General features: G+C 67.1%; 15 protein-coding genes. 9 read left to right on the forward strand and 6 right to left on the reverse strand.

Annotated elements, in window-relative coordinates; translation table 11 throughout:
• Positions 1-74 precede the first annotated feature (74 nt).
• A complete protein-coding gene (locus tag J2T23_RS08635; RefSeq protein ID WP_056331347.1) occupies positions 75-281 on the forward strand; it encodes a hypothetical protein in 207 nt (68 codons plus the stop codon).
• 70 nt (positions 282-351) lie between these two features.
• Here J2T23_RS08635 and J2T23_RS08640 read toward each other — a convergent pair whose 3' ends face one another.
• Together J2T23_RS08640 and J2T23_RS08645 are read right to left on the reverse strand one after the other, a co-directional pair.
• Positions 352-564, reverse strand: a complete 213-nt coding sequence (locus J2T23_RS08640) for a dodecin (RefSeq protein ID WP_141158437.1) — start codon at positions 562-564, stop codon at positions 352-354.
• Between the two features lie 113 nt (positions 565-677).
• Positions 678-1382 (reverse strand): FadR/GntR family transcriptional regulator, encoded by a 705-nt coding sequence (locus tag J2T23_RS08645; RefSeq protein WP_307358986.1) that lies wholly within the window; start codon positions 1380-1382, stop codon positions 678-680.
• 173 nt (positions 1383-1555) lie between these two features.
• Between J2T23_RS08645 and J2T23_RS08650 the strand changes: the two genes are divergently transcribed.
• The 7 genes from J2T23_RS08650 (at position 1556) to J2T23_RS08680 (ending at position 8725) form a co-directional block, all read left to right on the forward strand.
• Complete coding sequence (locus J2T23_RS08650; protein WP_307358987.1) at positions 1556-3052, forward strand: four-carbon acid sugar kinase family protein; 1497 nt, start codon at positions 1556-1558, stop codon at positions 3050-3052.
• A gap of 80 nt (positions 3053-3132) precedes the next feature.
• Positions 3133-4032, forward strand: a complete 900-nt coding sequence (locus J2T23_RS08655; RefSeq protein ID WP_141158434.1) for an NAD(P)-dependent oxidoreductase — start codon at positions 3133-3135, stop codon at positions 4030-4032.
• A gap of 184 nt (positions 4033-4216) precedes the next feature.
• Positions 4217-5683, forward strand: a complete 1467-nt coding sequence (locus J2T23_RS08660) for a GntP family transporter (RefSeq protein WP_307358988.1) — start codon at positions 4217-4219, stop codon at positions 5681-5683.
• Complete coding sequence (locus J2T23_RS08665; protein WP_307358990.1) at positions 5683-6534, forward strand: class II fructose-bisphosphate aldolase; 852 nt, start codon at positions 5683-5685, stop codon at positions 6532-6534. Before J2T23_RS08660 ends, J2T23_RS08665 begins: the two co-directional genes overlap by 1 nt.
• Before the next feature lie 36 nt (positions 6535-6570).
• Positions 6571-6975, forward strand: coding sequence for a DUF1304 domain-containing protein (locus J2T23_RS08670; protein ID WP_141183111.1), 405 nt, complete (start codon positions 6571-6573; stop codon positions 6973-6975).
• A gap of 85 nt (positions 6976-7060) precedes the next feature.
• Positions 7061-8380, forward strand: coding sequence for an acyltransferase family protein (locus J2T23_RS08675; RefSeq protein ID WP_307358994.1), 1320 nt, complete (start codon positions 7061-7063; stop codon positions 8378-8380).
• Positions 8381-8395: 15 nt separating this feature from the next.
• On the forward strand, positions 8396-8725 hold the full coding sequence (locus J2T23_RS08680; RefSeq protein ID WP_141158429.1) for a GNAT family N-acetyltransferase: 330 nt from the start codon (positions 8396-8398) through the stop codon (positions 8723-8725).
• Between the two features lie 32 nt (positions 8726-8757).
• Here the strand turns inward: J2T23_RS08680 and J2T23_RS08685 are convergent, their stop codons facing one another.
• Together J2T23_RS08685 and J2T23_RS08690 are read right to left on the reverse strand one after the other, a co-directional pair.
• The gene (locus J2T23_RS08685) at positions 8758-9081 is read right to left on the reverse strand and encodes a hypothetical protein (RefSeq protein ID WP_307358999.1); all 324 of its coding nucleotides are present in this window, start codon (positions 9079-9081) and stop codon (positions 8758-8760) included.
• A gap of 125 nt (positions 9082-9206) precedes the next feature.
• A complete protein-coding gene (locus J2T23_RS08690; protein ID WP_307359001.1) occupies positions 9207-9557 on the reverse strand; it encodes a hypothetical protein in 351 nt (116 codons plus the stop codon).
• Positions 9558-9644: 87 nt separating this feature from the next.
• Between J2T23_RS08690 and J2T23_RS08695 the strand changes: the two genes are divergently transcribed.
• Positions 9645-10418 carry an SDR family NAD(P)-dependent oxidoreductase gene (locus J2T23_RS08695; protein WP_307359003.1) on the forward strand — a complete coding sequence of 258 codons (774 nt, stop codon included), beginning with the start codon at positions 9645-9647 and terminating at the stop codon, positions 10416-10418.
• Here the strand turns inward: J2T23_RS08695 and J2T23_RS08700 are convergent.
• Positions 10386-11522 carry an FUSC family protein gene (locus tag J2T23_RS08700; protein WP_307359005.1) on the reverse strand — a complete coding sequence of 379 codons (1137 nt, stop codon included), beginning with the start codon at positions 11520-11522 and terminating at the stop codon, positions 10386-10388. The genes J2T23_RS08695 and J2T23_RS08700 overlap by 33 nt on opposite strands.
• Before the next feature lie 207 nt (positions 11523-11729).
• A complete protein-coding gene (locus J2T23_RS08705) occupies positions 11730-13319 on the reverse strand; it encodes an MFS transporter (RefSeq protein WP_307359007.1) in 1590 nt (529 codons plus the stop codon).
• Positions 13320-13746: the final 427 nt, after the last annotated feature.

Genomic DNA, 13746 nt, shown 5'->3' on the forward strand with positions numbered 1-13746 from the left:
GCGGCCGGCCCTTTCCTAGGGTGGAGGTACATGCTTACCCACGCCCATTTTCGACACCCAGGATGGTCTCAACGATGAAACGCATCGCCCTGCTGAAGGAACGCCAGGCATCCGCCGGCGCCGCGTCCACCGCTACCGGTTCGCACTGCCCGGCTTCGGGTCTATGGAGCCCGGACCTGGACCCACACACCGTCCTGTCCTTCTTCGAAGGCCATGTCTTTCCGGCGTTCGACGGCGTGCCCACCGTATGGCGGCGGCGCAGCCCGGGCACCGCGAACTAGGGGCGCCTAAAACAGGACTGACCCGCAGCCGGCGCTGGAAAGGTGCCGGCTGCGGGTCAGTTTGCGTGGCCTAGTGTTCTTCCAGCCGGAAACCGATCTTGATGGTCACCTGCCAGTCCGCGATCTTCCCGTCCTCAAGGTGGCCGCGGACCTCCTTCACCTCGAACCAGTCGAGGTTCCGCAGGGTCTTGGAGGCTTGGGCAATCCCGTTGCGGACGGCGTCGTCCACTCCCTGGGTAGAGGTGCCAACAATTTCAGAAATGCTGTACGTGTGGTTGGACAACTTCGCTCCTCGTGATCGTCGATGCTCCCGGTTGCGGGCCGTCCCTGAAGCCTAGTGGGCCTGCGGGAGCGTTGAACAGGGTCCCATGGCAACCGGAACCGCGGACACAGGGGCTACTTGGCGTCCAGGACCAGCTGCTTCAGGTCATCGAGCGTTTGCTGCATGTGCGCATCCATGGCCTGGCGTGAGCGGGCGGCATCGCGGGACTCCAGCGCTTCGGCGATGTTCTGGTGGTGGCCGATTGCGTGCTCCTGGATTGCCGGAACGGCGGAGGTCTCGGCCCTGCGCTTTTCCAGGACGCGGTGCAGCGGCTCGAAGAGGACAGAGACGAACACGTTGCCGGAGGCGCGCAGGATGACGTCGTGGAAGGCGAGGTCTGCTTCCACGAAGGCTGCGACGTCGTTAATGCCATGGGCGGCTTTCATCGCCGCAATGTAGTTGAAGAGGGACGTGATGTCCTCCTCGGCAATCCGTCCGGCCGCCAGTTCGCAGGCGCCCGTTTCGAGCATCCTGCGCAGCTCGATGAGCTGGATGGAGGCATCGGCGTCGTTCTTGCCCTCCGACGCGGCCCGGAGTACGGCTTCCAGCGAGGCCCAGCGGCTCAGGGGATTGACGAAGGTACCCCTGCCCCGCTCCACGCTGAGGATGCGCTGGGCCTGCAGTGTCTTCATGGCCTCGCGCACGGTCATGCGGCTGACTTCGTGGCGGGCGCTCAGCTCATGCTCGCCGGGAACGACGGAACCGGGCGGAAACTCGCCTTCGATGATGCGGTCCAGCAGCTCATCGGCCACCACGCCCACCAGCGACTTCCTTGCCATGTTCCCCCCGATCACTCTGTCCGGCCGACTCCTGGCGGATATGTCAGACAAGTGTACTTGCGCGTCCGTATGCCGTGTGCCACACTAATTTTTGAATGCAAGATGTCTGACATCTTACAGTTTTCTTTACATCAGGATCCGCGAGCCCGGATCGCTACACAACGGAGTGCACTGTGACGCATGAAGCAGACGTTCTGGCCGCCTATCCGGCAGACCTCGAGATTCCCGCAGGGCTGGTTGCTGCCACGCTGGCCGCTTCCAACGCGGACGTTCCCCGCGTCCTGGTAGTGCTGGACGACGACCCCACCGGCACGCAGTCCGTGGCTGACCTGCCGGTGCTCACCCGCTGGGACGTGGAAGACTTCACCTGGGCCTTCGGCCAGGGCAAGCCCGCCGTGTATGTCCTGACCAACACCCGCAGCCTCGACCCGGCCGAGGCTGCAGCCCGCAACGAGGAAGTGGTCCGCAACGCGCTTGAAGCGGCAGGTTCGGCGGAGTCTGCCGGTTCCAGTCTTCGGCTGGGATTCGTCAGCCGGAGCGATTCCACCCTCCGCGGCCACTTCCCCCTGGAGCCGGACGTCATCGCAGCCACGGTTGCCGAAGTCAGCGGCGAAAAGACCGACGGCGTCGTCCTGGTCCCCGCCTTCCCCGACGCCGGCCGGCTCACCATTGGCGGCGTCCATTACATGCGCGGCACCGGTGACGCGGCGGGAACCCTGGTCCCCGTCTCCGAGACGGAGTTCGCCAAGGACGCCTCCTTCGGCTTCAGTACGTCCGTCATGGCCGACTACATCGCAGAGAAGTCACAGGGCCGGTTCCCGGCAGACTCCGTGATCGTCCTGGACCTGAACATCATCCGTGCAGGTGCCTCCGCGGAGGACCCGGCCATCTCCGCCACGGCGATCGCCGATGCCATCGAGCCGGCCACCGATTCCACCCCCATCGTCGCGGACATTGTCACCGAGAACGACTTCCGCGCGCTGGCCCTGGGCCTGGAAGAAGCCGAGCGCCGCGGGAAGAAGCTCCTGTACCGCGTTGGCCCGCCGTTCGTCCGCGGCCGCATCGGCCAGGAAGTACGCACCGCACTCACCGCCGGGGAGGCCTACGCCGGCAACACCCCGTCCGGGGCCGGCGGCCTGATCGTGGTGGGCTCGCACGTCGGCGTCACCACGCGCCAGCTCAACGTCCTCACCGCGGAGCACGGCTCCGCGCGGATCATTGAGATCGACGTCGAGAAGCTCCTCGGTGCCGAACCGGACGCTAAAGCCCACCTGGACCAGACCGTGGACGCCGTCGTCGAGGCCCTCCACGCCGGGGACGTCATCGTCCACACCAGCCGCCTGCTGATCAAGACCGATGACCCCGCCGAAAGCCTGCGGATCGCCCGTACGGTGTCCGCCGCCGTCGTCGCCGTGGTCAACCGGACCCTGAAGACCTTCCCGCCGCGGTTCGTCATCGCCAAGGGCGGCATCACGTCCTCGGACGTCGCAGCCCACGGACTGGAAATCCGCCACGCGATCGTGCGCGGACCCATGCTGCCCGGCATCGTCAGCCTCTGGGAGCCCGTGGACGGTCCCGCCAAGGGCATCCCGTACATCGTCTTCGCCGGCAACGTGGGCGACGACGATTCCCTGGCCCAGGTCACCCGCAAGCTCAGCAACAAGTTCTAGTCCCCACCGGCTCCCAACCCCCGCAGGCTCGGGCCGGGGCCCTCGCCGGCGTGGGCCCAGCAAATTTCAAGGAGAACACCATGACCAGCAACTACACCGTCACCGTCCTGGGCCTCGGGGCCATGGGCCTGCCCATGGCCACCCGCCTGGCTTCCCAGCTGACCGTCCACGGCTTCGACATCGCCGAGCCCCGCCTGGAGCTGGCCCGGGAAGCCGGGATTGCCACCTTCACCACGGCCCGGGAAGCCGCCAAGGGTGCCGACGCCGTCCTCCTGGCAGTCCGCAACGGCGAGCAGCTCAACGACGTCCTCTTCGGCGAGAACGGCGTGGCCTCCGTGCTGGAGCCCGGCGCCGTGGTGATCCTTGGCAGCACGGTGGGCACCGACGCCATCCCCGCCACCGTGGCCAAGCTGGCCGAATACGGCGTGGACCTGGTGGATGCCCCGCTCTCCGGCGGTCCCAAGCGCGCCGGTGAAGGCGACCTGCTGATCGTTGTGGGTGCTTCCCCCGAAGCCCGCGAAAAGGCCGCCCCCGCCCTGGACCTGCTCGCCTCCACGCTTACCGTGGTGGGCGACAACCCCGGCGACGGCCAAGCGCTTAAGACGGTCAACCAGCTCCTGTGCGGCGTCCACATTGCCGCCGCTGCCGAGGCCCTGGCCCTTGCCGACGCCCTGGGGCTGGACCAGGCCAAGACCCTCGCCGCCCTGGAAGCAGGCGCGGCAGGTTCCTTCATGCTCTCCAACCGCGGCCCGCGCATCCTCGAGGCCTACGACGAGGAAGGCGCCGAGGTGCTGTCCCGCCTGGACATCTTCGTCAAGGACATGGGCATCGTGGGCAAGGCCACCCGCGCCGCAGGCCTGGCAGCCCCCGTCGCCGCCGCCGCCGAACAGCTCTACCTGCTGGGCCAGGCCCAGGGCCTCGCCGCCGCCGATGACTCCGCCGTCATCAAGGTGGTCGCGCCGGCAAAGCGCACCAAGTAGCCCAGCGCACCTGATAAGCCACCCTCCTGCCCTTGCGGCAAAAGGTACGACGACGGCGGTCCCCCCTCCGCCGTCGTCGTCCCTCCCAGCGCTGCCGGCGCAGTCCCGCAACGTTTATCCCCACCCCACCATTCCGTGATGCCGCCCTGCCCCGGGACCGGCACGTCAAAGGAGACATCCCCCTGTGAACCACCTGATGAACCCGCTGCTGCAGCGGGCGGCCGATGCCCCGGCCATCAAGCCCGCCGTTGAGCTGGGCACCCCGGTACTGCTCACCATCGCAGCGGTGGGCATCGCCATCCTGCTGGTGATGATCATCCGCTTCAAGATCCAGGCCTTCGTGGCCCTGCTGACGGTCAGCATCCTGGTGGCCGTCGCCGCCACCATTCCGCTGCAGGACATCTTCACCGTGGTCTCCAGCGGTGTGGGCAGCACCATGGGCAAGGTCGCCATCCTGATTGCGCTCGGCGCAGTACTGGGCCGCATGATCGAGGTGTCCGGCGGCGTCCAGTCCCTCGCCGACCATTTCACCCGCAAGCTCGGGGCCCGCCGCGTGGCCGTGGCGCTGACCGCCGTCGGCTTCCTGGTGGCCATTCCCGTCTTCTTCGAGGTGGGCATCATCGTGCTGGTGCCCATCGTGTACGCCTTCGCCAAGATCGCCAAGGTGCACCCGGTCAAGTTTGGGCTGCCCATGGCCGGCATCATGCTCTCCATCCACGTGGCTGTCCCGCCGCACCCGGGAATCGTTGCCGGCGCGGGCGTCCTCGGCGCCGACATCGGACTGATCGCGCTGATCTCGCTCCTGATCTGCGTGCCGCTGGGCTTCCTGTCCTACTGGGTGGCTTCCATCATGAACCGCAAGGACTACGAACTGCTGCCCGCGGTGAAGACCCAGGTTGAAGAGTTCGGTTCCAAGTCACTGGTCAAGGTAGGCCACGACGGTCCCGGCGCCGCCGCCATCGCACCGCCGCGCCCCGGCCTGATTATCTTCCTGATCGCAGCGCCCATCGTGCAGATCCTGCTTGGCACCGTGGGCACACTCGTCATCCCCAAGTCCGATCCGCTGTACGGCCTCGCTTCCTTCATCGGCAACCCCTTCCTGGCCCTGCTGGTGGCCGTGGCGCTGTCCTTCTTCCTGCTGGCTGTCCGCCGCGGCTGGTCCTTCAAGGAAACCGGCGAAATCTTCGAGGGCTCCCTGCCTCCCATCGCCTCGATCCTGATGGTGGTGGCCGCCGGCGGCGTGTTCGGCAACGTCCTGCAGGTTTCCGGCATCGGCGGCGCCCTCTCCAAGACCCTGGACACCCTCGGTGTGCCGCTGCTGCTCCTTGGCTTCATCATCTCGCTGGCACTTCGCGCTGCCCAGGGTTCAGCCACCGTGGCCATCGTGACCACCACCGGCCTGCTGTCCGCCGCGGTCAGCGGCGGCGGCTACAGCCCGGCCCAGATCGCCGTGATCGTCATCGCCATCGGTTTCGGTGCCCTTGGCCTGTCCCATGTGACGGACGCCGGCTTCTGGGTTGTAGTCCGGTACTACGGCCTGACGGTGTCCGACGGCCTCAAGACCTGGACCGTCCTGACCACCATCCTGGGCCTGGCCGGCTTCGCGCTGACCTTCGTGGCCTGGATCCTGGTGGGAGGCCTGGGCGCCTGATGCATACCCCACTGGACCACTTGGTCACCTCCGCCCTCCAGCAGGGCTCCGCCGTGCCGGCCTTCACCTGCTACGACTTCACCACCGCGCTGGCAGTGGTGGCGGCCGCCGAGGAATCCGGCCGGGGCGTGATCCTGCTGGTGGCCCCCAAGACCGCCGCCACCCCCAACGGACTCCGCCTTATTGCCGCCCTCCGGGGCCTGGCGGATTCTGCCGCCGTGCCGGTCGCCTTGCAGCTGGACCACGCTTCAGACCTGAAAGTCATGGCCGAAGCCGTCGCGGCAGGGGCGGACTCCGTCCTCGCCGACGGTTCGTCCCTCCCGTATGAGGACAACATTGCGCTGGTCCGCGCGGCCCGGGCCCTCCTGGGCGCAGACGTGGTGCTCGAGGCGGAGCTGGGCGGCCTGGCAGGGGACGAGGACCGTGCTTTCGAGCCCGGCCAGTCCGGCGTCGACGTGGCGGGCCTGACCGACTCCGCGCAGGTGGAGGACTTCGTGTCCCGCACCGGCGCGGAACTGCTGGCCGTCGCCGTGGGCAACGTCCACGGCAAGTACAAGGGCGAGCCCAGGCTGCGCTGGGACGTGCTGCAGGACATCGCGGCGCGGATCCATATCCCGCTGGTGCTGCACGGCGCCTCCGGCATCCCGGCCGAAGAACTGGTCAAAGCCGCGGCCATGAACGTGGGCAAGGTCAACTTCAACACCGAACTGCGGACCGGCGTGCTGGCCACCCTCCAGGACCAGCTTCCCGCCCACCGCGCCGACGGTGAAAACCTCCAGGGCCTGCTGGCGCTGTGGAACCAGTCGGCGAAGGGGTTTGCCGGCACCACGCTGGCCACGCTGGCGCGATAGGACAGCCGCGGTGAGGGGGGAGGCTAGGATCGAGCCATGATCCTGGCCTCCCTTCTTTTTGCCTTCCTCGCCGGCGCGCTGCACGTCTTCATCTTCACCATGGAATCCCTCACCTGGACCCGGCCCGCCACGTGGAAACGGTTCGGGGTCGCCTCCCAGCCGGACGCCGAAACCACCAAGTCACTGGCCTACAACCAGGGCTTCTACAACCTGTTCCTGGCCATTGGGGCCTTGACCGGCGTGGGCCTTGTGGCTTTCGCCGGTGCCGGATCGGCGCAGGCCGTGGCAGGCTGGACCCTCATCTTCAGCTGCTGCGGCTCCATGCTGCTGGCGGCCGCCGTCCTGGCGCTCACCGGACGCAAGTACCTCCGCGCGGCCGCAACCCAAGGCACCACGCCGCTGCTCGCCGTCGTACTCGGACTGCTGGCAGTGCTGCAATAGCGGCAGAAGGGACGGAAGTCCTCAAACCGGGCAGGTAACGGGGGCACAATAGAGCCGTGGGCAGCGTCGCATCGTTGCAGGTCCCATGCGCAGCACCGTAGGGCGGGGGACAGGAACCGGGGCGGACACGGCGGACCGTGATCCGGCGATCGACCTTGTCCGCTTCGTCTGCCTGGCATTGGTGGTGGTGGGGCATTCCATGATGGTCAGTCCGGTCCTCCACCCGGACGGGACCGTGACAACGGAGAACACCCTTGGCGACCAGGACTGGTTTGTCCCGGTCATCTGGATCTTCATGGTGATGCCCCTGTTCTTCGTTACCGGGGGTGTGACCGGGCTGCAGTCCTGGCGCCGGCTTAAGGCGCGGGGCGGCACGGCGGCCCAGTTCCTCCGTGCGCGGCTCCTGCGCCTGGTCCGTCCGGCCACTGCGTTGCTCGCGGCGATGGTCCTGGGACTGTCCTTGGCCCGTGCCCTCGGGGTGGACCAGCAGGTGGTCCAGCTCATGGCCACCGGCGCCGGCATGCCGCTGTGGTTCCTGGCGGCGTACCTCGCGGCGCAGTTGAACATTCCGGTCCTGGCGGCGCTCCATGCGCGTTCCCCCTGGCTGGCGCTCGGTCTGCTCCTCGGCCTCGTGGTTGCCGTGGATTGCCTCCGGGAGGCGATGCCGAACCTTGCCTACGCGAACCTGGTGTTCGTCTGGTGCGCAGTGCAGCAAATGGGCTTCCTGGCGGCCGACGGCTGGACGGCCCGGCTTTCCCGTTCCGGCCTGCTGGCCATCGCGCTGGCAGCAAACCTTGCGTTGGGCTTAGTGACGGGGCTGGGGCTGTACACCGGCAACATGCTGGTGAACCTCAATCCACCCAACCTCACCCTGGTCCTTTTGGGCGTTTCCCAGCTGGCCGTGATGGAACTGGCACGGCCTGTCCTGGCGGCGCTCGCCGAGGTCCGCTGGATTGGCCGCCTCGTGGCCATGGCGGGCCGCCGGTCCCTGACGGTGTACTTGTGGCACCTGCCGTTGCTGGGCGCAATGTCGGGACTGCTGCTCCTGGTGCCGTTTCCCAAGCCCGGCGCCGGCACCGCCGCATGGTGGTGGTCACGGCCCCTGGTGGTGCTGGCGCTGGTCATCCTGCTCCTGCCGGTGGCCGCAGCCTTCGGCCGCCTGGAGGACCGGACGACGCCGGCCGCCACCATCCGCTGCCGGCCCGCCATGGCGGGGGCCGCCGTCGTGGTGGTCTTCATCCCGGTGGCCGATGCCGCACTCAGCGGACTGTCGCTGGGACTGCTGGCAGCCGGAACAGTGTGTTTCTCGGTGGCCCTCCTGTTGCTGCGGGGTTCACCGCTGGGCCGCCGGCAGGCATTCCGGCGCCGCCATGGCCGATGGACCATTGCCAGCGGACTGAAGTAGTGCCAGTGTCGAACCATGACCGAGTACACCACGTCCGCGGAGGACAAGTTCACCGCCAACGTCTCGCTGAGGCGCAACGACGAGCAGCATTGGTACGAGCTCCTGGTGGACGGCCAGCTCGCGGTGCAGGCCTTCTTCCACGACCTTCCCGGGCACATCGACTTCACCCACACCGAAACCGGCCGGGATTTTGAGGGCCAGGGGCTGGGAAAGGTCCTGGCGCACTTTGCCCTGGATGACGTGGTGGCCACGGGCAAGCGGATCATCCCGCACTGCCCGTTTATTTCCAGCTACCTTCGCAAGCACGAAGGCTACGAGCAGTTTGTCGACTGGCCGGAGGGATGATCCCAGGACGCCGGCATGAGTGCCGGCGGTGGTCAGCTGGCCAGGGCCTGGTCGCTGACTGCCGCTACGGTTCCCGGATCGTCAATGGTGAAGCCGCACGCGCAACGGTAGGTGACGATGCTCTCCGGCACGGAGCCGGGACGCAGGGCAACGACGGTGTTGCCGTCCACGTAGACGGGCTGCCGGACCGGAAATTCGTCCGGATCGACGCGCTGCATCGGTGTACGGCAGTGCATGCGCGAGTTCAAGGTCATCAGCAGGCCGGCGTCCACGGGTACGGTGGTGGACAAGGTCGGGCCAGCTGTTTGGGTGCCTTCCCCGGACGCCGTCAGCTGGTGTTCCATTGCGGTGGTCATTATGTTCTTCCTTGGGCTTCTTCACGGAACCGCCGGCGGTGGCAGCCCCGCCGCGAACTGCTTGCGGAGGTTCATCTGTCACCATAAGCAAAGCATGCTTATTATTTGGTGCACAAGTCAGGGCCTCATCTCCGGTTCCAGCCCCGCCGGCGCTGCCAAGTCCAGGCGTGCCAGAACAGCAGGGCAATCAGGACGGCAATCCCGCCGGAAATCCCCTGCGGGGCAAAGGCGAACACGAGATAGTCGAACGTGGCCCGGTCTCCCATGGACACGGACATGGGGTTGTTCAGCAGCGCCGACGCTCCGCCGGCAATCATTGCGGCGCACAGCAGCCACAGCGCCACGATGAACGGGTTGGGCGCCGGCCATGACCTTGGCGTCCCTGCCGGCTCAGCACCGTCTGCTTCAGGCGCTACGGGTTGTCCGTGTGTGTCCGCTTCGCGGAATCCGAGCGCCCCGGAGTGTTGCTGTTCCATGTTTCCCCCTCAGGCAGCAGCCCGGCCGGCTGCCGGCGGTACCAGCCTAGCGGCCCACAACATGCTCCCGCTGGCTAGGCTTGCAGCATGACGCCAACCAGCACCCGAACCACAGCACTCGTCACCGGCGCCAGCGCCGGCCTGGGCCACGAATTCGCAAAGCAACTCGCCGCGCAGGGGCATGACGTGGTGCTGGTGGCGCGCAACGCCTCCCGGCTTGCGGCAACGGCGGAGGAATTCCAGCGCAGCTATGGCATCTCAGCTGAGGTGCTCGCCGCGGACCTGACGAAGGATGGCGACGTCGCCGCCGTCGTCGAACGCCTGAAGGACCCTGCGCGGCCGGTGGGGATCCTGGTGAACAACGCCGGGATCGGCCTGCTGCACAACTTCGAGGACAACCACCCGGCGGAGGAGGCGAGCCACCTCAAGCTGCACGCGGAAACGTCCATGGTACTTACCCACGCGGCCCTCAAGGGCATGCTGGAACGCGGGGACGGCAGGATCATCAATGTGGCCAGCGTGGCGGCATTCCTGCCGCGCGGCACCTACTCGGCTGCGAAGGCGTGGCTGGTGAGTTTCAGCCGGTGGGCAAACCTGGCCTACCGCAAGCGCGGCGTCAAGGTCACCGCTGTCTGCCCTGGGTTCACCCACACCGAATTCCACGACCGGATGGGGATGGACAAATCGGTGGCCCCGTCCTGGACGTGGCTGCGGGCGGAGCGGGTGGTCCGGGAAGGCCTGGCGGACAACGAGCGCGGCAAGGCGGTGTCCATCCCGTCCAAGCGCTACAAAGTGGTGGCAGCGGTGGCCAAGGTGGCTCCGGCGCGGCTAATGGCCGGGCCGGCGCGGAAGCCGAAGTAGGCCGGAGGTCCTGCCTCGAAGCCGGGGAATCCCCTTCTGCGGCCTCGAACCGGACCTGCGGACGGCCACCACCACCAGGATCCCCAGCAGCGCGCCCACCAGCGTCTCCACGGCCCGCTCAAGGATCAGGACCCTCGGTTCAATGGGGGAGGCCAGCTGGGTCATCAGCAGGATGACAGGGGTGAACCAGACCATGGCCAGGCCGTAGTGCCGGGTCATGAACAGTTCAGTGGCGAACTGGAAGAGGATCACCAGCAGGGCCAGCACCACACCCCGGTGCACCGGCTCCTGCAGGGCCGGGTACAGCGCGGACAGGGTCCACGGCCCGGGAATGAGGACGACGGCGGTGACGCCCAGCCCAATGAACGTCCCCACGATGCGGTGGACACCCCGCCGGACGCTGCTGGGGAGGTCTGCACCGGCGAGCGGTACGGCGGCTGCGGCCATGGCCCAGTGCGGGTGGCCGCTGCCGCTGATGACGCCCACCGTCCCGGCAGCACCCACCGCCAGGACGTACCGGGCGGCGTGCACCGACAACTCCCGGCGCCCCGCCGCCGAACGGCGCGGAACGCTCCGGGTGGCCCCTGGCTCCCAGGACCGCCGCCGCACCCAGCCGCTGAATCCAACCAGGATGGAAAACACCGACGATCCCGCTGCGATAAGCAGGGCGGCGTACCAGGGGACCGCGGTGGGAACGGAAGCGCAGGCACCCAGGGCGAGGATCCCGAAGAAGGGCCCGTTAGGTTTCAGCCGCACCCTGTCCGCGTAGACCGAGCCTACGCCGGCCAGTGTGGCTTCCACGGCCACCAGCCACCAGGAATGGATGTGGTTGATGGACAGGGTTACGCCCACGGCCACGCCGGTGAGCAGTACCAGGGCACCTTGGCCCTGGTGGCGGAGCCGCAGCTGGTGCGGTTCCTGCCGGCCGTACATGCCGGTCAGCGCGCCGAAGACGGCGTAGATGATGAGGTCCGCGCGGCCCAGGGCCAGCAGGAGCAACGAGGGGACAGCCACGCTGATGGCCACGCGGAGGGCGGCAAGGTGGTCTCCGTTGGCGGGTTCGAGCCGGTGCAGTGCGCGCACCTGCTCCTTGACGCGCTTCATGGTCGACCTGTCCTGTTTTGGTGGGGGCACAGCAGCCCGGGGGCCCTTGTGAAAGTACCACCGCGCCGCGGGCACCGTCATATGCGGTCAGTCATAAGGGGACATCAGGCGGGCACGCAAAGGCCCGTCCCGCGTGGTTCCCCCAAGGAACCACGCGGGACGGGCCTGTGAGCGTGGGCTACAAGAATGCCCGGCCGGCCGGCGGGACTACGCCCCGGCCGGGACCCCGCGGTGGGAGTGGGGGTCGGTGCCGTCATGGGTGTCGAACGGCAGCTCGTCCAGGTTGATCAGCGGGTTCTCGTCCTGGGTGGCCACCAGTTCCTTCGCCTCGGCCTGGGTGTCGACGCTGGGCATCGATCCCGGGAGCGGGCGGTTGGCGGATTCCTTCAGGAAGTAGATGGCGATGGCACCGGCCAGGGACGTGGCCATCAGGTAGTAGGCGGGCATCATGTCGTTGCCGGTGGCGCCGATCAGCGCAGCCACGATGAACGGGGTAGTGCCGCCGAAGATGGCTACCGCGAAGTTGTAGGCGATGCCCATGGCACCGTACCGGCTGGACGTGGGGAACTGGGCCGGCAGTGCCGAGGCCAGGTTGGCCACGTAGAAGGTCACGGGGAACGCAATGAGCGCCAGTCCGGCAAGGGTGGACCAGATCTGTCCAATACCGATCAGCATGAAGGCCGGAATGGCCAGGACGATGGTGCTGACCGCGCCGATCCAGAGCACGGGCCGGCGGCCGATCCGGTCGGAGAGCTTGCCGGTCAGCGGGATGCAGAGGCTCATGACCACCAGCACGGGGATGGTCAGCAGCGTGCCGTGAACTTCGTCGTAGCCCTTGGAGTCCGTCAGGTACGTGGGCATGTAGGACGTCAGCGCGTAACCTGCCGTGTTGGCGGCGGCAACAACCACCATGGCGACGATGATGGGGCGCCAGTGGGCCTTGATGATGCCGACGGGGCCCTTGGCCTGTGCGGTCTCACCTTCGGACGCGGTCCGGGCATGCTCTTCCTGGGCATCAAGGGTGGCCTGGAACTGCGGCGATTCCTCGATCTTGCTCCGGAAGTACACGGCGATGATGCCCAGCGGGCCGGCCACGAGGAACGGGATGCGCCATCCCCACTCCTCCATGGTGCCCTGGCCCAGGGTCAGCTGCAGGACTGATACCAGGGCGGCGCCGATGGCGAAGCCCAGGTAGCTGCCCAGGTCCAGGAAGCTGGCAAAGAAGCCGCGGCGTTTGTCGGCGGCATATTCACTGACGAACGTGGTGGCGCCGGCGTACTCGCCGCCGGTGGAGAAGCCCTGGATGACCTTGAGGAGGACCAGGAGCGCCGCAGCCCAGAGGCCGATCTGGGCGTATCCGGGAAGGAGGCCGACGGCGAACGTGCTGGCCGCCATGATCATCAGCGTGGTGGCCAGGATCTTTTGGCGGCCGATCTTGTCGCCCAGCCAGCCGAAGATCACGCCGCCCAGCGGACGGGCGATGAAGGTGGCGGCAAAGGTTCCCAGCAGGAACAGCGTCTGGGTGGTGGGATCGGATTCGGGGAGGAAGACCGGGCCCATGGTGGTGATGAGGTAGCCGAAAACGCCTACGTCGTACCATTCCATGGTGTTGCCAACAATGGTTCCGCCGAGTGCTTTTTTCAGCATCGGCTGGTCAACCACGTTGACATCGGATTCCTTAAGCCGGCGCCGCGGCAGCAGCCTGGGCTTCTTGGCAGCCGTGGGGGCTGCCGGGTCGGTTCCGCGGGCGTTCCCAACGCCGGCTGGAGAGTGGATACTGCTTCGGTCTGTGGGCATTTGGGCAACTCCTGTGGAGGTCATTTGCTTGCGACTTGTAGCTGCCCCGCTCCGGGCAGGCCTTCAATTTTACGGGAAATCAGTACCGTTGGCTCGCCGGATGGCCTAGGATACGCCCGTTTGAACCCCTGGATCGGGGGGTGATCCGAAGATTTTTCCGGCGGTTTTCCCGCGTGATCATTGGGAAGCAGGCTGACGAAGCGGATTGTTACCGAATTTTTTCGTCGACAGCCGGTTCCGGGGCTGTTTTGGCCGGTGATGCCGCACTAAAAGTGACCGCCGCCACCGCCTGTGGAGGGGGTTCACAGGAGCGTTTGACGTGCCTATGGTAGAGCGATGAACACACTTCTTTCCGGGCGGTAGTCCACGCGCCCGGGCGCTTTGGTTGGCGTTTCGTTTCAAGGAAGAACGAGGGAAAGAAGGAAAG

The sequence above is a fragment of the Pseudarthrobacter niigatensis genome (assembly GCF_030812615.1).
Lineage (GTDB): Bacteria > Actinomycetota > Actinomycetes > Actinomycetales > Micrococcaceae > Arthrobacter > Arthrobacter niigatensis.